This is a genomic window from Jejuia spongiicola (genome assembly GCF_023502325.1).
Lineage (GTDB): Bacteria > Bacteroidota > Bacteroidia > Flavobacteriales > Flavobacteriaceae > Wocania_A > Wocania_A spongiicola.
The window spans coordinates 241,579-264,303 of sequence record NZ_JAMFLZ010000003.1 but is presented as its reverse complement, the minus strand read 5'-3'; the positions used below and the strand labels follow the sequence as shown (position 1 = coordinate 264,303).

The window sequence follows — 22,725 nt, the reverse complement described above, 5'->3', positions numbered from 1 at the left end:
AATTTCTACTTAATTTATTAAAGATTAATATAGCTTTTATCTGATCTCTCTTCAGATAGGCCTCGTACTTTTTTATAAATTTGTACTCTTTTATCGAATTTTTCGTAATCAGAATTGTTTGATTTATACTCAGGAATTAAGCTTTTCATTTTCATAACAATGTTGTTGTTTTGAAAACGATTAGTAATACATAGCTCTTCAATTTCAGATTTTATTTTATTATATTCTAATTCTCTAGTCTTACTTATCATTATTTTTTTATGATAAGTTGATAACGTATTTTCACCATTTGCCAATAATTCTTCATAAAGTTTTTCTCCTGGTCGTAAACCTGAAATTTGAATATCTATATCTTCTGGAAATCTTAATCCAGATAATTTAATCATATTTTTGGCGAGATCGAAGATCTTAACAGATTCTCCCATATCAAAAATAAATATCTCTCCTCCTTTACCCATTGTACCAGCTTCTAAAACTAATTGTGATGCTTCAGGAATTGTCATGAAATAACGAGTTATTTCTTTGTGAGTTAAAGTTAATGGCCCACCCATTTCTATTTGTTTTTTAAACAATGGAATTACTGATCCATTAGATCCTAAAACATTACCAAATCTTGTTGTGATGAATTTTGTTTTACTTTCTTTTTGAAGACAGCTAATATACATTTCTGCCATACGCTTGGTCGCTCCCATTACACTTGTTGGGTTAACAGCTTTATCAGTAGAAACAAAAACAAACTTTTTAACATCGTATCGAGATGCTGTGTCTGCTAGGATTTTAGTTCCATTTACATTAATTTTTATTGCTTCATATGGAGACTTCTCCATTAGCGGTACATGTTTATATGCAGCAGCATGAAAAACCATTGTTGGTTTATTTTCTTGAAAAATACTATCTATTCTTAGACCATCTCTAATATCTGCAACAATAGCAGTAATAATACTTTCTTTTCCGTTTTGTTTTAAATCTTGTTGCAAATCATATAATGCAGATTCAGCTTGATCAACTAGTATCAATTTTTTTACACTAAAGTTTGCTAATTGCTTTACTAACTCACTACCTATGGAGCCAGCTGCTCCTGTAACTAAAATAGTTTCGCCATTAAATTCATTCAATAAATTTGGGTTATCAATTTCTATAGGAGCTCTCCCAAGAAGGTCTTCAATTTGAACTTGTTTTATTTGTTTTGCGCTTAACTCTCCATTAATCCACTTTTCAATTGGTGGAACTTTAGTTATTTTAACATCCAAATCAATTAAACTATCAATTAGACTTAACAAACTGTTTGGATCTATAGTTTGTGACGCTACTACAATTTCATCTATTGCATTAGATTCTATGTATGCCGTTGTGACTTTATTTTTTGAAAAAATTGGAACACCGTTTATAGATTTTCCATTCTTCTTTAAATCATCATCAATAAATCCAACTACACTAAATCTTGAACTTAAGTTATTAACTAATGCGTTATATGTTATAATACCTGACTCTCCTGCTCCATAAATAAGAACTCTTTTTGAAGAAACTAACTTACATTTTAAATACTTATAAGTCATTTTGAATAGCAATCTACTAGCGCTGAGTGTTACAAAACTAAGTAGTGCATGCATTACAATTATAGATAACGGGATAGTAAACTCTGGAATTATATTTGTTATTCTATTAAATAATACAAAAACAATAGATAAAAGCGACATTAGCGCCACTGACTTAAACAAGTTAACAACATCTGTAAACCCAGTATGACGTATTACACTCTTAAATGACCCTATCACTAAAAAACTAAACGTTGCGATAATAAATAAGAAAGGTAACTGAAATAAAAACTGATTTATATCAAAATTTAAAGTGAAATTAAATCTTACAAGGTAAGTTGCAAAAAATGTTAACAAAACTATTGCTAGGTCAATACCTAAAACTAGCCATTTTGATGCATACTTTTGCGAATAAAATAAAAAGTAATTTTTTATCATAAGTTTGGGGTTTTTGTAATTATACTAAGAACTCTATCTAAATCATCTTGAGATAGATTAGATCCACTTGGTAAACAAAGTCCAACATTAAATAGTTTTTCAGAAGTTCCGTCTGTATACGACAGATAGTCTTTAAAAACTGGTTGCATGTGCATTGGCTTCCATAAAGGTCTAGATTCAATATCGTCTTTTTGTAACGCTAGTCTAATGCTTTCACGGAGCTCATAAGAGTTCGTTTTTATACAAGTAATCCATCTATTAGAGAAGAATCCTTCTGGTTCGTCTAAAAATTCGATAGTATTGAATTTTGACAAATTATTTTTATAGTATTTATGGTTTTTCCTTCTTGCTTCAACTCTATCATTAATCACTTCCATTTGCCCTCTGCCTATTCCTGCTAAAACATTACTCATTCTATAATTATACCCTATAGAAGAGTGTTGATAATGCGGCGCATTATCTCTGGCTTGTGTTGATAAAAAGATTGCTTTATTTTTTAATTCAGAACTTTTTGTTATTAATGCACCTCCTCCAGAGGTAGTTATAATTTTATTTCCGTTAAAAGATAAAATTCCAACATCTGATAATGTTCCACATGCCTGATTAAAATAAGTGCTTCCTAAAGCTTCAGCACTATCTTCAACTACTGGAATATCATATTTTTTTGCGATACTATTTATTTCTTCAGCTTTATATGGCATACCATATAAATGAACTGCTATTATAGCTTTTGGTTTTTTATGTTTTTCTATCCTATCTTTAATTGCTATTTCTAGTAATTCAGGAGACATATTCCAAGTGTCTGATTCGCTATCAATAAAAATTGGTGATGCACCTTGATAAATTATAGGATTAGCAGAAGCTGAAAATGTAAAACTTTGACATAAAACTTCATCGCCTTTTGAGACACCTAGCAATTGCAATGCTAAATGTATGGCAGCCGTACCAGAACTAAGCACCGCAACTTCATTATTACCACCTAAGTAACTTTTTATATCATTTTCAAAGCCATCAACATTTGGCCCCAACGGAGCTATCCAATTTGTATCAAAAGCTTGATTAACAAATTTTTGCTCTGAACCTCCCATATGAGGTGATGATAAATATATTTTAGTTTTGGTCAACATTACTTGTTAAATATTCAATTAACTTTTTTGCATAGAAAATTTAGAGTGGGTTTTTACACCACTTTAGTAAAAGTTTAAAATGTCCTTTTGTGAATCCCTCACATGCAAAAAACAGAATCAGTTTCATAATTTATAGCTCTAAAATTGTAACTTAATAAAAATATAACTTTTAAAATTGTATTAATCTTTAAATTTTAGAATAATACTGAGAGGGTTTTTCGGTTATTCAACTTATATTTTTATCAAATCAATAATGCTATTAATCAATTCAATTTTTTATTTACGATGTAAATTTAGTAATTGTTTTAATTCTAAAGCTATGATAAGAGGTTAATTCGCTAAAAGAGTAATAAAAATCGGTTAAATACATTACCGGTTTTCATTGGTAGTAAATCTATGCAGATTATCGATTTTTAAGATTAACTTTTTCATAAAAAAGAATTGGTTTACTTTACATTTATCAAGTTTTTATTATTGAAATAATTACTTGATTTCATCTTTAAAATAAGTTAAATATTATGTATTTTTAAATTAAAAAAAAATGATTTAGTCGATGTTTTTAGCAAAAAACTGAATTTCGTCGATAAAAAGAAGGCCTTGATATAAATAGTTAACTAAAATACATTTATTTTCTTCATATTTGCGATGCTATTAATAATTCAAGATTCACCCCAAATTTATAATGAATACACAACAATTAAAAACATTCAAAGGAAAGAAAGTACTCGTAACTGGAGGAGCAGGTTTTATTGGCTCAAACCTATGCGAAACTTTATTAAGCAATAACATAGACGTAGTATGCTTAGATAATTTTTCTACTGGAAAGAGAATTAATATTAAGCCTTTTTTAGGTAACAACAATTTTTACTTAGTAGAAGGAGATATAAGGAATCTAGAAGATTGTCATAAAGCATGTAAAGGAGTGCATTATGTGTTGCATCAAGCAGCTTTAGGTTCAGTACCAAGGTCTATTAACGATCCAATTACTACTAATGATGTAAATGTTTCTGGTTTTTTAAACATGCTAGTTGCTTCAAGAGACGCTGGCGTTGAGCGGTTTGTATATGCGGCAAGTTCATCAACATATGGTGACCATGAAGCATTGCCAAAAGTTGAAGATACAATAGGAAAACCTTTATCTCCTTATGCTATCACCAAATATGTAAATGAATTATATGCAGATATTTTTCATAGCACTTATAATATGGATACTATTGGCTTGCGCTACTTTAATGTATTTGGAAAAAGGCAAGATCCAAATGGTGCATATGCCGCAGTAATCCCAAAGTTTGTTCAACAATTTATAAGTCACGAATCTCCTATTATTAACGGAGATGGGAGTTACTCTAGAGATTTTACTTATATTGATAATGTTGTACAAATGAATATTAATGCACTTACTATAAATAATAAGGAAGCATTAAATAATGTATATAATGTTGCATATGGTGAAAGAACAACTTTACTAGAATTAGCTACATTACTAAAAACATATTTATCAGAATTTGACAATTCTATAAAAAATATTGAAATAAAACATAGAGAAAATAGAATTGGAGATATCCCTCACTCTTTGGCTTCTATTGATAAAGCAAAACAATTATTAAATTACAACCCTAAATACAATATTAGTAGTGGATTAAAAGAAGCTGTTAATTGGTATTGGGAACATTTAAAATAATTTACATTATCAAAATAAAAAGATGAAGGATATTAAAATTGCTATTATCGGATTAGGCTATGTAGGGCTTCCGTTGGCAAGACTTTTTGCAACAAGGTACACTGTTGTTGGTTTTGACATTAATCAAGTTAGAATTAATGAATTAATGCAAGGGAATGATTCAACTCTTGAAGTTGAAGAAGATGCGTTAAAATCTGTATTAAAGAAAAATTCGAATAATGAAATTGGTTTGTTTTGTTCATCAACTATCGGTGATATTCAAGACTGTAATTATTATATAATAACGGTACCTACTCCAATTGACAAAAATAACAGACCAGACTTAACACCTCTTTATAAATCTAGCGAAACAGTAGCAAAGGTTTTAAAAAAAGGTGATATAGTAATTTATGAGTCTACTGTATATCCTGGTGTTACTGAAGATGAGTGTGTCCCTGTATTAGAAAAAATTAGCGGATTAAAATTCAATGAAGACTTTTTTGCTGGATATTCGCCAGAACGTATTAACCCTGGAGATAAACTACATACTGTCGATAAAATTTTGAAAGTTACAGCTGGATCTACGCCAGAAATTGGAAGAAAAGTAGATGATTTGTATGCAAGTATTATAACTGCTGGCACCCATTTAGCGCCAACGATAAAGGTTGCTGAAGCTGCAAAAGTTATTGAAAACTCTCAGCGCGATATAAATATTGCTTTCGTAAATGAGTTAGCAAAAATATTTAATCTGATGGATATAGACACACATGATGTATTGAAAGCAGCTGGAACTAAATGGAATTTTTTACCATTTAAACCAGGTTTAGTAGGTGGGCATTGTATTGGTGTGGACCCTTATTATTTAGCTCAAAAAGCACAAGAAGTTGGGTATCATCCAGAAATTATATTAGCTGGACGTCGTGTAAATGATAGCATGGGGCAATATGTAGCATCAGAAGTTATTAAGCTAATGGTACAAAACGATATACATATAAAAGAGGCAAATATATTAGCTTTAGGAATTACTTTTAAAGAGAACTGTCCAGATGTTAGAAATACCAAAGCTGTTGATGTTATTAATCAACTTAAAAGTTATGGTACACAAGTAACTATTTATGATCCATGGGCAAATCCGGAAGAAGTTAAGCATGAATATGGTTTAAAAACTTTTCAAAAATTGCCTAACAAAACTTTTGATGCTGTTGTTTTAACCGTGGCACATAAGGAGTTTCTACAAGAAAATTTACAATCATTATTAAACCCGAATGGCGTTTTATATGATGTTAAAGGAATTTTGAAAGGACGCGTTAGTGGTAGATTGTAAACCTTCCTATCATTAAATTTCGTAACTAATATCAATAATTTTGAGTCAACTAAAAAAAGGAGCTTTTTTAAATTATACAACCATCGTTGTTATAAATGTTGTTGGGTTGTTAATGACTCCTTTCATACTTAACCATTTAGGGAAAGATGAGTATGGTATATATTTAACTATAGGAGCATTAGTAGGAACTATCTCCTTATTGGATTTTGGGCTAAATAATACCGTAGTTCGCTTTGTAGCTAAGTATAAAGCAGAAAAAGACAAAATTGGGCAAGAAAATTTTCTTGCTACAACCATGCTTATATATATAGGAATTTCATCATTAGTTCTTATTACTGGTTTTATTTTCTATGGCTACATAGATACTTATTTTACCAAAATGACTTCGGAAGAAATTCAAATAGCTAAAGTTATTTTTGGAATACTAATTTTTAATGTGGCGATTGGCTTACCTGGTGGTGCATTAACAGGTATATGTTACGGTTATGAAAAATTTGTTTTTCCAAAAACACTCGGTCTTATAAAATACATAATAAGATCTCTTGTAGTGGTTGGAGTCCTAGTCTATGGCGGTAAAGCCATTGCTCTTGTAGTTGTAGATACTATATTTAACATTCTTATAATTATTATTACTAGTTATTTTGTATTTAATAAACTAAGTATTAAAATTAAACTTCATTCACTTTCCGTTAAATTTATTAAAGAAATTTTTAGTTATTCTGTATGGATCTTTGTATTTGCATTGGTAGGAATATTTCAATGGAAAGCAGGCCATTGGGTTCTAGGAAGAATAAGCCCTCCAGCAGTTTTAAGTATATATGGTATAGGAATTGTTTTGGGGACTTATTATGGAGCGTTTTCGACAGCTATATCCAGTGTTTTTCTACCTAGAGCAACAAAAATGTCTGTGGATAATGCTTCAGGTGAAGAATTAACTGATATGATGATTAAAATTGGTAGATTATCATTTATAGTCTTAATGTTTATTTTAACTTCATTTATTCTTTTTGGTAAACAATTTGTTACCCTATGGGTTGGCGGTGAGCTAGGAGAAGAAGGAAGTTTTCAGTCATGGATAATCGCATTAATGATAATGGTGGCCTATACTTTACCCCTTGTTCAAGGTTTTGGTAATTCAATTTTAGAAGCAAAGAATAAATTGAAATTTAAAGCTATTTTATATCTTACATTTATGGTGCTGGGAACTGGTTTAGGAGCAATTCTAGCAGAAAAGCATGAAGCTATTGGAATGATGACAGGTTCTGTTATCGCATGGGTAATTGTTCAAAACGTAATGAATTTTTATTACCATAAGAATATTGGGTTAAATATTCCTAGGTTTTTTAAAGAATTACTGAACAAAACCTTTTTAACGGTTATAGTAGCGTTTGTATTAGGGTATTTAATCAACTTTCTGCCTTTTTTTGGTAATGGATGGTTGAATTTTATCGTAAAAGCTATTCCTTATACAATAGTCTTTTGCGTTATAATGTATTATACAGGTTTAATAGAGTTTGAGAAAGAGTTGTTTAAAAACACTTTTTCTAAAATATTAAAACGATAAAAATATGAACAACGTATTAAAACTTAATAATATTTCTTTTTCAAATAATGGGAAGAGAGTTATTTATGACTACTCAATTGGGAATAAAATCAAAAAATTTTTCAATGAAGATCAGCCTTTATATGTAGAATATGAAGTAGATGTTAGCCATATTCCAAAAAGTATTCTAGCCATTCCCTTCTTGTCAAATATCTTAACCATAGCTTGGTATGGATGTTTTAATGTTGAGGTAGATGAATTGGATGAGGATTTTTATAATTCTATGAAACTTGTAAAAAACCAGTTTGAGCTAAGAGATGCTTCTTATACTCTTGCTAGTAGCTTAACAGTTAATAATTTAGTAAAGAACAAAATAAAAGGTAAAAAACACGCATTGCTATTTAGTGGAGGTGTTGATGCGTTTGCTACTTATATTCGAGAAATAGATAATTTACCAGATTTAGTAACTATACATGGACCAGACATTGCTATAAAAGATACTGAGCAATGGGATGACTTAAAAACGTTTATTGAAGGTCAGACTTTATTACAGAGAAACAATAAGAATTTTATAGAGTCTAATGTTCGTGATTTTTATACTTATGAAGTTAACCTGTTAATAGAAGGCTTAGGCTGGTGGGGGAAAGTCCAGCATGGTTTGTCATTATTAGGAGTTGTATCTCCTCTATCATTTATTAATGGCTACGCACATCTTACAATTTCATCAACGTACTCAGATCAAATGGATGTAGTATGGGGTTCAAAACCCGAAATAGATGAAAAAATAACTTGGGCAGGTATTCAAATACACCATGATGCATTTGAGTTAAGAAGACAAGATAAAGTAGATTTAATTGCAAATTTTTCATCAAAATTAGATGAATCATTCCGCCTTAGAGTATGTTATTCTGAAGTAAGGGACCAGTTTAATTGTAGTAATTGTGAAAAATGCTACAGAACTATATTAGGCTTAGTACTCGCTGGTGAAAACCCAAATAATTATGGATTTGATGTAGATGAAAACTATTATGATGAAATGTTTAAAACATTAAAGATTGGCAACTCTAATAAGGGAATGCAATACTTCTGGTGGGAACTTATGGAGAAAGCAAAAACTACAACAAACCCATATGTTTTTAAAAATAAAGAAAAGGAATTATCTCAAATTAAAGATATCGCAAATGGAAAAATTGATAATCTTCTAGATGAGATATATTTAAAGACTAATAGTGGTAATCAAAAAATTAAATTTATTTTAAGAAATAAGTTTTCTAAAGTTTACAATTTAATTAAAAAAGTAAAACCTTCTTAATTAAACAAGTACAACTATAACTAATATAAAAATAACCAACCAGATACAATAAAATGAAATACGGATTACTTAAATACGACGAGAATAAACGCTTTTTTAATGTTGGTGATAATATACAAAGTTTAGCAGCTAAGCAATTTTTACCAAAAGTTGATATGCTTTTAAATAGAGAAAAATTGGCAGAATATAAAGGAGAAAAGACAAGACTGATTATGAATGGTTGGTTTACACATAACATACATAATTGGATACCATCTGAAGATATTTCGCCGGTATTTGTGTCTTTTCATATGAATAATACTGCAGCTCCTGCAATGTTGAGTGACAAAGGAATTGCATACTTAAAAAAGCATGAGCCTATTGGATGTAGAGATCAGTTTACAGCAGACACTTTAAAAGCTAAGGGAATTGATGCTTATTTTACAGGGTGCTTAACACTAACTTTAGATTCCTATAAAGTTGATGATTCTGAAAGAGATGAAAATATTTATATTGTTGACCCCTTATATAGTTATCCTAGATCAGAAAAGATATTCTATAATGCAAAAATCACAATACGCAACATATTAAATGGAACTGCTTTTCAACTTTCTAAAAAGAACAAACATCTAAAGAATTTTATTAGTACAGACTTATTAAATTCATCAGAGTTTATTAATCAAGAGCCACCATCAAATAGATATACAGATGAAGAAAAATTTGAAATGGCTGAAACCCTATTAAAAAAATATGCAAAAGCAAAGTTAGTCATTACTTCAAGAATTCATTGTGCACTACCTTGTTTAGCACTTGGAACTCCTGTTATTTTTATTAATGGTTTTGATAGCTTTGTAGATTCTTGCAGATTTGATGGCATTTTAGAGTTGTTCAATCGCATAGATATTAACAGTAAAACTGGCGAATTTTCATCAAATTTTGGTTTACAAGGTAAAATTAACAGAAATACTAATGTAAAAAACCTTGAAAAGCACCATGATTTGGCTAATGCATTAAAAGAAAAGGTGAAATCGCAAATTTAACCAACCCGAAAACTTATAGATATGAAAACATTGATGAAATCAATTACTAAAAAACTTTTTTATACTGCACCAAAGTCAATGCAGAAAAACCATTTAGAATTTAGTGATGAGCAAATTAACAATCTAAGAAATTCGCTTGAAAAAAATTACCTAGATAGAGGTGACACTAAAAGTAAATTATCAAAAGAGGAATATAATAGTGCCATAAATGGACAGTTATTTGAAAGGTTATATTATAATAGAAACCGAATTGCACCTTGGTTAAATAGTATAAAAGACCTTAACGGAGCTAGGGTTTTAGAAATTGGCTGTGGTACTGGAATATCAACACTTGCATTAAGCGAACAAGGAGCTAAAGTAACTGGAATAGATGTTGATGAAGGTGCTTTAAATGTTGCAAAAGACAGAATGAAAATGGCAGGTTTTGATACCGAATTGCATTTAATGAATGCAGATGAAATTAAAGAAAATTTCGATGATAAAAAGTTTGATTTCATTATCTATTATGCTGTACTTGAGCATATGACTATTGAAGAAAGACTATCTTCTCTTAAACAAGCATGGGACATGTTACCAGAAGGTGGATTTTTATCAGTTATTGAAACACCAAATAGATTGTGGTATTTTGATTCGCATACAGCTGCAATGCCGTTTTATGATTGGTTACCAGATGATCTTGCATTTCATTATTCAAAATTTTCACAACGAAAGAATTTCCAAGATTCGTATAAAAAAGAATTGAACGACGAAAACAGGGTTAATTTTGCGCGTTGGGGTCGCGGTGCAAGTTATCACGAATTTGAAATTGCTATAGCACCACTAAAAGATTTAAATGTTGTTGGTTCTTTAATGCAGTTTGAAAAAACCACCTTACTAAAAGCTGGATTTAAAGGCATGCGCTACATTAAGTTTTTAAAATCTTTAAAAAGAAACCTTCACACTGGTTTTTGTAATCCTTATTTAGATATTGTTCTAAAAAAGTAAATATAATAATGGCGCATAAAATTCTATACATTACCAATGGTATATCTGGACCTGGGGGTTTAGAACGCGTGTTATCAATAAAGGCAAGTTACTTGGTAGATAACTTTGGTTATGAAGTACATATAATCTCATTGAATGAGCAGAATAGCTCCCATTTTTATAAGTTTAGTGATAAAATTATTTATCACAATATCGAAACTAGAGGAAAATATATCACTTATTTATCTTCATATCTAATAGGAATTAGGCGAATTTTGAAAAAAATAAACCCTGACGTTATTTCTGTATGTGATGATGGACTTAAAGGGCTTTTTGCGCCATTACTTATAGGTAAACCATGCCCAATGATTTATGAAAGGCATGTATCTAGAAATATTGAAATAAAAAAAGATAAGGCATCATATATTAATAATTTTTTTACTTTTTTAAAGTTTAAAGCGATGAACTTTGGAGGAAAATTATTTAATAATTTCGTGGTACTTACAAATGGCAATAAAAATGAATGGGAATTAAGTAATTTATTAGTTATTCCAAACCCGTTGTCTTTTTATCCAGAAAAAAAACATTTGAGTAGTTCAGAAAATAAAAAAGTTTTAGCAGTTGGAAAACATAGCTTTCAAAAAGGGTTTGATAGATTAATAAAGAGTTGGAAACATGTTTCAAAAAAGCATCCAGACTGGAAGTTAGAAATTTATGGAACTATTAATGAAAATATGGGTTTAAAAAGCCTTGTAAATTCATTAAATCTTGATAATTCTATTAATCTTTTCCCGCCAGAAAAAAACATTGGGGAAAAATATAGAGAAGCATCATTATATATAATGTCGTCAAGATATGAAGGTTTTGGTATGGTTTTAACAGAAGCAATGGCATACGGCGTTCCATGTATATCATTTGATTGTCCATTTGGTCCATCAGATATTATATCTCATAATAAAAATGGACTTCTAGTCGAGAATGGTAATATTGAAAAACTTTCTACTAGTATTATTCAATTAATAGATAATTCAGAATTAAGGAAATCTATGGGTAAAAATGCTAGAAAAGATGTAGAAAGGTATTTACCAGAAAAGGTGGTTTCTCAATGGGATAAATTATTTCAAGACTTAATTTTTAACACCTAGAGAATGAATATAGTATTTATTATTGATCAGGTTTACATGCATGGGGGTATTGAAAGAGTACTTTCTATAAAGGCTAACTATTTAGCCAAAAATCTGGATAATAAAATTTCTATATTAACTACTGAACAACAGAAAAAAAAACCATGCTATAGTTTCAATGAAAATATTTTTTTTCAAGATTTAAGTATAAATTATTTCAGAAATAAATCTTATTTCCACCCATTGAACCTTTTAAAATCTATAAAGCATTTATTTAGACTAAAACAAGTTGTAAATAAATTAAGTCCTGATATTGTTGTTGTTTGTAGTCATAGCACAGACACACATTTTGTCCCTTTTATAAATAGAACGGTGCCTAAAATAAAGGAATTTCATTATTCAAAATTCATTGAAGAAAAAAAACGCAACAAAAAAGGAATAACTTTTAAGAAAATATTTTTTAAAATTACAGATTATGTCGAATCAAAATATAATCGTTTAGTAATATTAAATCCTGATGAATCGAAGTATTACAAAAGTAATAATACAATTGTAATCCCTAACCCCCTAACCTTTTTTCCGAAAGAAGTTTCGAAACTTTCTAATAAAATAATTATTTCAGCTGGAAGAATAGCCCCAGTTAAAGGCTATGATTTATTAATTGATATATGGAAAATAGCTAGTAAAAACATTCCAGACTGGGAATTACACATTTATGGTGATGGCAATATTGATTATATTGCACAATTACAAAGAAAAATTGATGAGGCAAACCTAAAAGAAACTATAATTTTGAAAGGTTCTACAAGCGATATAAAAAGTAAAATGTTAAATGCATCTATTTTTGCGATGACGTCGCATAACGAATGCTTTCCATTAGTATTACTAGAGGCTCAAGCATGTGGTTTACCAATTGTTTCGTTTGACTGCCCAAATGGACCAAGAAATATTATAAATCATAATGACGGAATATTAATTCCGATAGGTGATAATGAATCATTTTCAGACAAATTAGTCATACTAGCAAATGATAAAGAACAACTTATTAACATGGGTTTAAATGCCCGTAAAAATGCTAATAATTACAGTGTTGAAAAAGTAATGACTATGTGGAACGATATGTTTAAAGCCATACATAACGAAAGAAACTATAAATAATGAAGTTAGTAATGTTTATTTTTAAAATCTTTTTGATGCCTCATGTCATTCTTTATAAAATGAGTAAAAATAAGATTGACATTGAAAAAGATATTGGTCGTTGGGCTAAGGCTCAAAATAAAAGTGGAAGTAAAGTTTCTTTGTTATTACATTTATTAGCTTATTCTTCAGATTTTAGAACCATCTTTTATTTTAGAAACCGAGGTATCGTATCTAGTGTATTAAATTTGTATTGTAAGAAAGAAAAATATTTTCGAATAGATATGAGTACAAAATTAGGCGGAGGTATTTTAACTGGTCATCCATACAGTACCATTTTAAATGCTGAAAGTATTGGGGAAAACTTATATGTCAATCACTTAGTAACCGTGGGAGAAGTAAATGGTAAAAGACCAACTATTGGTAACAATGTATCCATTTATACAGGAGCAATTATAATTGGAGATATTACTATTGGTAATAATGTAAATATTGGTGCGGGAACAGTTGTTGTAAAGGATGTTCCTGATAATTGCACAGTTGTAGGAAATCCAGCAAAAATTATCAATCGCAAATAATGCCTATCAATAACTTAATAATCCAATTTATATCTTCAATATATTAGGAACCCTTATTACAACGAAATTATTGTTAATTCACAGATTAAACATTGCACAATCTTGTAAATACTGTATGTTAGCAGTGTTATTGTTTCATCCCTCGGAAATAAATTTTAAATTATTAGAGTATTAAAAATAGTGCTTAAGATAATGTACCGTTAAAACCTAGTTTTATAAATTTAGGAGATAAAATAATAATCAAATGAACTTACTTTCTAACCTACAAAATTCTATTCAAAGCAATTATGATAATAATGCACTTTGTTTAAATGAAGTGTTTTATAGTTATAAAGATTTTGCACAAGAAATATCAAATATTAGAGTTTCTTTAAAAGAGAGTACTAAAAAGAATGAATTAAATATCGGCCTCGTAACTAATAATGATGTCCAAACATACGCTTCAATAATTGCGCTATGGCTAGAAGGAAAAGCTTATGTTCCATTAAATCCCGATTTTCCAATAGAAAGGAATACATCTATCATACAACAGGCAGATATTCTAACTATTCTTGATTCATCAGATAATATAACATTTTGTGGTCATCAAACAATACTTACTAAAAAGTTACTCCAAACAAAGATTAACTTAACGCCCGAAAATGTTTCCGGAGACAATCTAGGTTATATATTATTTACTTCTGGAACTACGGGAACTCCAAAAGGTGTACCTATAACTCTAAATAACCTAAATGCATTGGCTGAAGCGTTTTGGAAATTAAATTACACTTACAGCAATACAGATAAATGCTTGCAAATGTTTGAATTAACATTTGATTTTTCAGTTATGGCTTATTTGTTTCCATTACTGAAAGGAGCATGCATATATACTATTCCAAAGGATGAGATTAAGTACAGCTATATTTTTGAACTAATGGAAGACCACGGACTTACTATATTACCTATGGTTCCGTCGATATTGCACTATTTAAGACCGTATTTTGATGAGATAGACTGCCCTAAAGTACGATTTAGTCTATTTTGTGGTGAAGCCCTACCATTAGATGTAACTAATGAGTGGAGTAAGTGTATTCCAAACGCAATAATCGCTAATGTATATGGACCAACAGAGTGTACTGTATTTTGTACGGACTATACTTTTAAACGTAATGCACAAAATAAAACACATAATGGTGTTATTTCTGTTGGTAAAGACATGGATAATACCATAACAATTATTGCTGATGAAAACAATAATGAAGTTCCCATTGGAGAAAAAGGAGAACTTTGTTTAAGCAGCTTACAACTTACACCTGGATATTGGAAAAATGAAGCTAAAAACAAAGAAGCATTCTTTCTTAAAAACCATAAAGGAGAAGAAAGAAGGTTTTATAGAACTGGAGATTTATGTGCTGTTGATAAAGATGGTGACATATTATATCATGGAAGGGTTGACTTCCAAGCGAAAATTCAAGGGTTTAGAGTAGAATTATCAGAAATTGAATTTCATGCCAAAGCCTCATTAAATAAATTGAATGCAGTAGCTCTTGCTATCTCTAATAATACTAATAATACTGAAATAGGATTAGTAATAGAATCAAAGCAGTTTAAAACTAAACAATTATTGGAAGACTTAAAAACAAAACTTCCGCAGTATATGATACCAACAAAGATTAAGTTTATTGATAATTTTCCGCTTAACACAAACGGAAAAACAGATAGAAAGAATTTAGAAGATTTATTTAACTAATTAACAATATGGAAGGCACAGTAATAAAAGAAAAAATAAAGGATGTTCTTGTTTCTATTTTAGGGCATGATAACTTTGAAATGTATGATGAATTAACAGCGGCAGATGTTGATGGTTGGGATTCGCTATCTCACATGATGATTCTTACCAAAATTGAAGAAAGCTTCAATATTAAATTTAAACTAAGAGACTTAAATAAGCTTAAAAATATGGGTACACTGGTAGCAGTAATACAATCAAAAATTTAATTTATAAGCATGGTATTTAATTCTTTCAATTTTATTGTTTTTATCATACCTGTACTCCTATTGTATTGGGCTGTTTTTAAGAAATCTAACCTGTTACAAAATATTTTTTTACTGCTTACAAGTTTGTTTTTCTACGCATTTGCAGATTGGAGATTTTTAATTTTACTGATAACAAGTATTTTGCTAAATTTTTATTTAGGATTAAAAATACACAATACTGAAAAAGAAAGTAAACAGAAAATGTTTTTAAATATAGGATTGATCTTTAATATTGGACTATTACTATATTTTAAATATTTTAATTTTTTCTATGAAGGCTTTTTTAAAGTTTTAAATCTCTTTGGATTAGAATCTGATTATAATACCTTAAAAATATTATTGCCTCTTGGTATCAGCTTTTTTACATTTCAAACATTAGGATACTTAATTGATGTATATAATGAAGAAGTTAAACCTACTTCTAACCTACTTCAATTTTCAGTTTTTATAGCTTTTTTTCCAAAAATACTTTCTGGACCAATTGAAAGAGCTAAAAGCCTTATTCCTCAAGTAGAAAAGAAAAGAATATTTTCTTATGAAGTTTTTACTGATGGATTAAGGCAAATACTATGGGGTTTATTTGCAAAAATGGTTATAGCAGAGAAATGTGCAGAAATTGTAAACCCTATTTTTGAAAACTATGAAAACCAATCTGGAAGCTTATTACTCATTGGAGCATTCTTCTATGCTATTCAATTATATGCTGATTTTTCTGGATACTCAAATATGGCTATAGGTGTTTCGAAACTATTCGGACTTCAATTAATGCGTAATTTTGCAACACCTTTTTTCTCTACAAATATTAGTGATTATTGGCGTAAATGGCATATATCATTAACAACATGGATGATGGATTATGTATTTACTCCGCTTTCATTTACACTAAGGAGTTATCAGAAAAAAGGGCTTGTCATTTCGATTATAGTGACCTTTATTCTTGTAGGCTTTTGGCATGGTGCAAATTGGACATTTATTTTTTATGGCCTACTGCACGGACTATATTTTATTCCATTAGTTTATTCTGGAAAAATGAATAAATCACAAATAGTAGCTAAAGGTAAATTAATTCCTTCATTTATAGAGCTATTTAAAATGCTGACTTTATTTGTATTAATTATGTTAACTGATGTATTTTTTAGAGCAAATACTATTACTGAAGCATTTAATTATATTGCTTCTATTTTTTCTTATAGCCTATTTAAATTTCCAAATGAATTGCTAAGTTCAAGTTATCTAATTGGTTTAGTGTTATTAGCTTTCTTTATTTTAGTAGAATGGAAGCATAGAGAAAGACATCATGATTTTGAGATAAGTAATTATAACATCATTATCAGATGGAGTTCGTATATTATTATATTTTTGCTGATCTTATTTTTTGGTAAAAGTTCTGAAACATTTATATATTTTCAATTTTAATAAGGATGAAATTAGTTTTAAAAATTATTCTAGCATCATTTATAGGTTTATCTATAGTTACATTTATTCTACTTAAGTTTGGTGGACAAGTGGATAGTTTTTATAATAAATTTACAACACCCAAGGCTAGTTCTATGATAATTGGTGACTCAAGAGCTTTAACTGGAATTAGACCAAATGTGGTTAATAAAAAACTAGCCGGAAAAGGTTTTGATTTGCCAATGCTTAATTATAGTTTTACAATTGCTCAGGCTCCAATTGGCCCACTTTATAGAGAAAGTATTTTAAAAAAACTTAAACCTAACACAAAAAACGGGTTGTTTATAATATCACTTTCTCCATTAATGCTGCTTTCTGAAAATTCACATGATAATTATAAAAATGAATTTGTTGAGGATAATTTATCACCACATAATATGGATTTTGTAGATATTAACCCAAATTATGAATACCTTATTGATAACTATAATAGTTTTCATTTTAAAGCTGTTTTTAGAGAAAATTTAATTTTGCAAAAAAATGGATGGTTACAAGATAACAACTTACCAAACACAAGGGAAGAGTATGAAAAAAGGCGAGATTGGTGGATTAATAGTTATAATAATTTCAATAAAAGGTATTCGTTTTCAAAATATCGTCTTGCAAGCTTAGATACTTTGATAAAAACATTAAAAAGTTATGGTAAAGTACATATTGCTAGATTACCTGTCGATCCAATATTTCTTCCATTAGAAGAGGAAATGTGTCCAGGGTTCGATAAATTAGTTGATTCTTTGTCTAATATAAATAACGTAAAGTATTATAATTATAAAAACACAAGTGATACATATAAAACATTAGATGGTGCACATTTAAGCAAACTTTATAGTGATAAGTTCACTGAAAGTTTATGTGATTCTATTTTAAAAAATTAATATAAAACTATTTCATTAACTAAGTGTTTAATGAAAATATAGAATATGAATAGTTTAGTTCCTTTAGATTTTTACTTTGATGTCTGGATAAATGCATTTCTATTTCTAGTCTTGTTTACATTATTACATACAAGAATATTAAAAATAGATGATCCAAAAAATATAAATTTCATAAAGGTTGCTGGGTACATTCTACTGATATTTATAATTCTATACCTTGGACAAAGACCTGTAAGCGGGAGGTATTTTGGAGACATGAGAACCTATGCCACATACTACTCCGATTACCAACTGGGGGCCCCTATAAAAGGTTCTAAAGATATTTTCTTTCATGTATACATGAAAACATGTTCTTATTTCTTTTCAGTACACATGTTCTTCACAATCTGTGTCATGATCTACACGTTGCCATTAGTAAGAATTTCTAAAGTACTTTTTAAAGAGTATTGGTATTACGCATTTTTTATGTTTGTAATATCTTTCTCTTTTTATACTTATGGAGTAAATGGCATTAGAAATGGCGCAGCAGGATCTTTATTTTTATTGGGTTTAAGCTTTAAAAACAGAAAACTCCTTATGGGTTTATGCTTTTTAGCTGCTGTCTCGTTCCACAAAACCATGTTTTTACCAATAATAGCATACTTAATCACTTACTTTTATAACAATCCACGAGTGTTTTTGAAAGGCTGGTTAGCATGCATACCCTTATCGCTAGCTTTCGGTAGTGTGTGGATTTCGTTATTTGCTAACTTAGGTTTTGGTGATGATGATAGACTTGCTGGGTATTTAACAACACAAGCCGAGGAAGGAACATTTGCATATACAGGATTTCGTTGGGATTTTTTATTTCATAGTTCTTTTGCTGTTTTTGCGGGCTGGTATTTTGTATATAAAAAGAAATATCAAGATAAACTTTATTTTCAAATTTTAAATACTTACTTAATTTGTAATGGGTTTTGGATATTAGTTATTAATGCTAATTACTCAAATAGATTTGCTTATTTAAGCTGGTTTATGATGGCATTAGTAATTATTTATCCTTTTCTTAAAGAAAGGCTTTTTAAAAGCCAGCATTTTATGATTGGTAAAGTAATATTTGTCTACTTTATGTTTACATTTTGTATGTATTATTTATTTTATTGGTAATAACTAGTTATTAGAATTTCATGAAAACAATTACTGTATTTACTCCAACATATAATCGAGCATATTGTCTACATAAATGCTATGAAAGTTTAATCCATCAATCTAATCAGGACTTTGTTTGGTTAATTATTGATGATGGCTCTACAGATGATACAAAAGAGTTGATTGAATCATGGATTAAAGAAAACAAAATTGATATTCGGTATCATTTCCAAGAAAATTTGGGAATGCATGGTGGCCATAATGCAGCGTATAGATTGATTCAAACACCATTAAATGTTTGTATAGATAGCGATGATTTTATGGCTGAAGGTGCCATAGACAAAATTATTAGTTATTGGGAAGGAATCAAAGACAAGCCAAAATTTGCAGGTTTAGTTGGCTTAGATGCGGATGAAAGTGGTGTAATTATAGGAACAAAAATTCCAAAAAACATTAAAGCAACAACTTTGTATGAATTATACAATACACATAAAGTTTTAGGAGACAAAAAGCTAGTGTTACGAACGGATGTAGTAAAAAAATATCCACCCTATCCTATTTATGAAGGGGAGCGTTTTGTACCTCTGGGTTATTTATACCAACTCATTGATCAAGACTATAAATTATTTCCAGTAAATGATGTTTTTTGTATAGTAGAATATATGGAAGATGGTTCGAGTATGAATATGCTTAAACAATATAGACGCCATCCTAGAGGCTTTGCTTTTTCTAGAAAGAGTAGAATGAAATTAGCAAAAAGTTTTAAAGACAAGTTTAAAAATGCTATTCATTATGTCTCAAGTTCATTGTTTATTAAAAATATAAGTTTCCTTAATGAATCTCCAAAGAAACTTACTACTCTTTTAGCAATTCCTTTTGGAATAGCATTAAACTTATATATAAGATACAAAACTAAAAACGACTTCTAATGGCAACAATTAGAGTTTTACAAGTTTTTACGATTATGAATCGTGGAGGCGCAGAATCTATGATTATGAACTATTATCGTAAACTAGATAGAAATCAGGTACAGTTTGATTTTTTAGTGCATAGAAAAGAAAAAGCTGCTTTTGACGATGAGATAGAAAGCTTAGGAGGCAAAATATACAGGTTTGACCCCATAAGCCCTTTTTTTCCAAAAAAGTACTATAATGAGTTAAGAACATTTTTTAAAGAACATACTGAATACTCTATAATTCATTCTCATTTAAATACCTTTAGTTCTTTTCCATTAAAAATAGCAAGAAAATTTAATATTCCTTGTAGAATAGCTCATGCTCATATAGCTATTGATAAAGTTAACCTTGCATCGTTTTTAAACCTAAAAGAAAGCCCTAAAGAAACTTTAAAAAAACTAATAAAGCTACAGTTAAAAAAAAGAGTAAAAAAAGATGCTACACATTTATTTTCTTGTGGAGAAAAAGCTGGAAATTGGTTATTTGGAGATACACCATTCACAACAATGAATAATGCGATTGATACTGAAAAATTTAAGTATGATAAATTAACATCTACAGCTTATAAGAAGAAGTTCAATTTCCAAAATGAAATAGTTATTGGACATATTGGTCGTTTTGTTAGCCAAAAAAATCATTCATTTTTATTACAAATATTTGCAGCTCTATTAAAAAGGCAATCAAATTACACTTTGGCACTAATTGGAGATGGTCCACTCAGAGAATCTTTGGAAAAAGAAGCTGAAAAGTTAAAGATTACTGATAAGGTACATTTTTTAGGGGTTCGAACAGATATTCCACAATTATGCCAAATGATGGATATATTCGTGTTCCCTTCTTTTTATGAAGGTTTGCCTGTTACCTTAATTGAAGCACAAGCATCGGGTTTAAAAATATTTGCGTCAAATTCTATTACGAATGAGGTACATTTAACAGATAATATTCAATTTCTTTCAATTAATAAAACTGCTGATGAATGGGCAAAAAAGATAATTGAATTAGAGTCTATTGAAAAAAAGGATCAGACTGAAAAAATCATCAAAGCAAATTATGATATTGTTTCAAATACTGTACAAATTCAAGAATTTTATATGCAACAAGTAAACATGTAATTATGGGTAAATTTCAAGAAAACGTATATAACAAACTCCCCTATCCTTTTAAATATATATTATTAAATATAAAGGCTTTTCAAAATACGAAACAACGATATACTCAAGAGTTTGACACTTACTTAAAAGAATATATTAATTTATGGAATGCAGATGAAGAAGTTATAAAAGAATATCAAAAAGAAAGATTAATTCTTTTACTTTCTGAGGTTTATCAATACTCAAAATGGTATGCAGGTAAGATGAAAGACTTGAGAATAACTCTAAAAAGCATAAAAGAAGCACCTTACGATGTTCTTAAAAAAATGCCTGTTCTTAATAAAGCTGAAAGAAAGACAAATGCTGATTTACTTGTAAATATTAATCGTAAAACAGATGGTGTTGGCTATACCAGCGGAACATCTGGTTCTCCAACGATTAATTATTTAGATTCGGAATCTATAAATCGTTCATTTGCATTATGGAGAAGGTTTCATCATACTATAGGGCTTAATACAAAAAAAGTAAGGCAAGTACGTTTTTCAGGAAGATTAATGGTACGACCAGATGCTAAAAAACCTCCGTTTTGGGTATATAATTATTTTGAAAGACAATTATTAATGTCTACATATCACCTCACAGAAGAAAATTTAATCCATTACGTTAAAAAATTGAACCGTTTTAAGCCTATATTATTAGATGGTTACCCTTCTGCAATTTATATCCTTAGTAGGTTTATAAATGAGAATAGCATTGTTTTAAATTTTACACCAAAAGCTATAGCTGTTACTGCTGAAACTCTATATGACTACCAACGATTAGAAATTGAAAAAGCTTTCAATTGTCATGTTTTTAACCAATATGCTTCTAGTGAAGGAAGTCCTTTTATAACCGAGTGTACACAAGGTAATTTGCATTTAAATTTGGATTCGGGTGTTTTTGAATTTATTAATACTAATGGAGAGAAGGCAAAACCTGGTGATGTTGCTCAGTTAGTAGTAACTAGCTTTACAAATTTAAAGACTCCTCTAGTACGATACAATATTGAAGATACTGTATTACTTTGTGAAGAAGATAAAAAATGTACTTGTGGGTGTACAATGCCAATTATAGAAAAACTTACAGGGAGAGAAGATGATATTTTATGGACGGAAGAAAAAGGATATGTAGGCAGAATGGATACCGCATATAAAGGCTTAGAAGGCATTGTTAAAAGCCAAATTATTCAAGAAAACCCTCAAGAGATTACTGTTAATTTAATAGCAGATAAAAAATTTGATAACAAAATGAAATCAAATTTTGTACACAACTTAAAAACCAGATTAGGAGAAAATATAAGTTATACTATAAATATCGTTGAAGATATTCCTTTAGGGCCTAATGGTAAGTTTGATGCTGTAAAAAGAAATTTTAAAATAAAATTATAAAGTTTTATGCAAATAAA

The 22,725-nt window shown here is 29.4% G+C and carries 19 protein-coding genes; 17 read left to right on the top strand and 2 right to left on the bottom strand.

Going from position 1 to position 22,725, the window contains the following annotated elements:
* Positions 1-17 precede the first annotated feature (17 nt).
* The gene (locus M3P09_RS08415) at positions 18-1,973 is read right to left on the bottom strand and encodes a polysaccharide biosynthesis protein (RefSeq protein WP_249972781.1); all 1,956 of its coding nucleotides are present in this window, start codon (positions 1,971-1,973) and stop codon (positions 18-20) included.
* The gene (locus M3P09_RS08410) at positions 1,970-3,100 is read right to left on the bottom strand and encodes an aminotransferase class I/II-fold pyridoxal phosphate-dependent enzyme (protein ID WP_249972780.1); all 1,131 of its coding nucleotides are present in this window, start codon (positions 3,098-3,100) and stop codon (positions 1,970-1,972) included. The genes M3P09_RS08415 and M3P09_RS08410 overlap by 4 nt, the downstream gene beginning before the upstream one ends.
* A 682-nt stretch (positions 3,101-3,782) precedes the next feature.
* Here M3P09_RS08410 and M3P09_RS08405 point away from each other — a divergent pair.
* The 17 genes from M3P09_RS08405 to M3P09_RS08325 all read left to right on the top strand — a co-directional run bounded on the left by M3P09_RS08405 (position 3,783) and on the right by M3P09_RS08325 (position 22,708).
* Positions 3,783-4,781, top strand: coding sequence for an SDR family oxidoreductase (locus M3P09_RS08405; RefSeq protein ID WP_249972779.1), 999 nt, complete (start codon positions 3,783-3,785; stop codon positions 4,779-4,781).
* A gap of 22 nt (positions 4,782-4,803) precedes the next feature.
* Positions 4,804-6,084 (top strand): nucleotide sugar dehydrogenase, encoded by a 1,281-nt coding sequence (locus tag M3P09_RS08400; RefSeq protein ID WP_249972778.1) that lies wholly within the window; start codon positions 4,804-4,806, stop codon positions 6,082-6,084.
* 40 nt (positions 6,085-6,124) lie between these two features.
* A complete protein-coding gene (locus M3P09_RS08395; protein WP_249972777.1) occupies positions 6,125-7,648 on the top strand; it encodes a lipopolysaccharide biosynthesis protein in 1,524 nt (507 codons plus the stop codon).
* A 4-nt stretch (positions 7,649-7,652) separates the two neighbouring features.
* Positions 7,653-8,939 (top strand): hypothetical protein, encoded by a 1,287-nt coding sequence (locus tag M3P09_RS08390; RefSeq protein WP_249972776.1) that lies wholly within the window; start codon positions 7,653-7,655, stop codon positions 8,937-8,939.
* A gap of 53 nt (positions 8,940-8,992) precedes the next feature.
* The gene (locus tag M3P09_RS08385; protein ID WP_249972775.1) at positions 8,993-9,958 is read left to right on the top strand and encodes a polysaccharide pyruvyl transferase family protein; all 966 of its coding nucleotides are present in this window, start codon (positions 8,993-8,995) and stop codon (positions 9,956-9,958) included.
* A gap of 21 nt (positions 9,959-9,979) precedes the next feature.
* The gene (locus M3P09_RS08380) at positions 9,980-10,942 is read left to right on the top strand and encodes a class I SAM-dependent methyltransferase (protein ID WP_249972774.1); all 963 of its coding nucleotides are present in this window, start codon (positions 9,980-9,982) and stop codon (positions 10,940-10,942) included.
* Positions 10,943-10,950: 8 nt separating this feature from the next.
* A complete protein-coding gene (locus tag M3P09_RS08375; RefSeq protein WP_249972773.1) occupies positions 10,951-12,066 on the top strand; it encodes a glycosyltransferase family 4 protein in 1,116 nt (371 codons plus the stop codon).
* A 3-nt stretch (positions 12,067-12,069) separates the two neighbouring features.
* Positions 12,070-13,203, top strand: coding sequence for a glycosyltransferase family 4 protein (locus tag M3P09_RS08370; protein WP_249972772.1), 1,134 nt, complete (start codon positions 12,070-12,072; stop codon positions 13,201-13,203).
* Between the two features lie 59 nt (positions 13,204-13,262).
* On the top strand, positions 13,263-13,760 hold the full coding sequence (locus M3P09_RS08365; protein ID WP_249972771.1) for a serine O-acetyltransferase: 498 nt from the start codon (positions 13,263-13,265) through the stop codon (positions 13,758-13,760).
* A gap of 244 nt (positions 13,761-14,004) precedes the next feature.
* Positions 14,005-15,489 (top strand): AMP-binding protein, encoded by a 1,485-nt coding sequence (locus M3P09_RS08360; protein ID WP_249972770.1) that lies wholly within the window; start codon positions 14,005-14,007, stop codon positions 15,487-15,489.
* 8 nt (positions 15,490-15,497) lie between these two features.
* On the top strand, positions 15,498-15,737 hold the full coding sequence (locus M3P09_RS08355) for an acyl carrier protein (RefSeq protein ID WP_249972769.1): 240 nt from the start codon (positions 15,498-15,500) through the stop codon (positions 15,735-15,737).
* 240 nt (positions 15,738-15,977) lie between these two features.
* Entirely contained in the window at positions 15,978-17,192 is a 1,215-nt protein-coding gene (locus tag M3P09_RS08350) for an MBOAT family O-acyltransferase (RefSeq protein WP_249972768.1), read from the top strand.
* Positions 17,193-17,197: 5 nt separating this feature from the next.
* The gene (locus M3P09_RS08345; RefSeq protein WP_249972767.1) at positions 17,198-18,106 is read left to right on the top strand and encodes a hypothetical protein; all 909 of its coding nucleotides are present in this window, start codon (positions 17,198-17,200) and stop codon (positions 18,104-18,106) included.
* A 45-nt stretch (positions 18,107-18,151) separates the two neighbouring features.
* Positions 18,152-19,252, top strand: a complete 1,101-nt coding sequence (locus tag M3P09_RS08340; RefSeq protein WP_249972766.1) for an EpsG family protein — start codon at positions 18,152-18,154, stop codon at positions 19,250-19,252.
* Positions 19,253-19,272: 20 nt separating this feature from the next.
* The gene (locus M3P09_RS08335) at positions 19,273-20,163 is read left to right on the top strand and encodes a glycosyltransferase family 2 protein (RefSeq protein WP_249972765.1); all 891 of its coding nucleotides are present in this window, start codon (positions 19,273-19,275) and stop codon (positions 20,161-20,163) included.
* On the top strand, positions 20,163-21,302 hold the full coding sequence (locus tag M3P09_RS08330; RefSeq protein WP_249972764.1) for a glycosyltransferase family 1 protein: 1,140 nt from the start codon (positions 20,163-20,165) through the stop codon (positions 21,300-21,302). The genes M3P09_RS08335 and M3P09_RS08330 overlap by 1 nt, the downstream gene beginning before the upstream one ends.
* Positions 21,303-21,304: 2 nt before the next feature.
* Positions 21,305-22,708 carry a phenylacetate--CoA ligase family protein gene (locus M3P09_RS08325; RefSeq protein WP_249972763.1) on the top strand — a complete coding sequence of 468 codons (1,404 nt, stop codon included), beginning with the start codon at positions 21,305-21,307 and terminating at the stop codon, positions 22,706-22,708.
* Positions 22,709-22,725 lie beyond the last annotated feature (17 nt).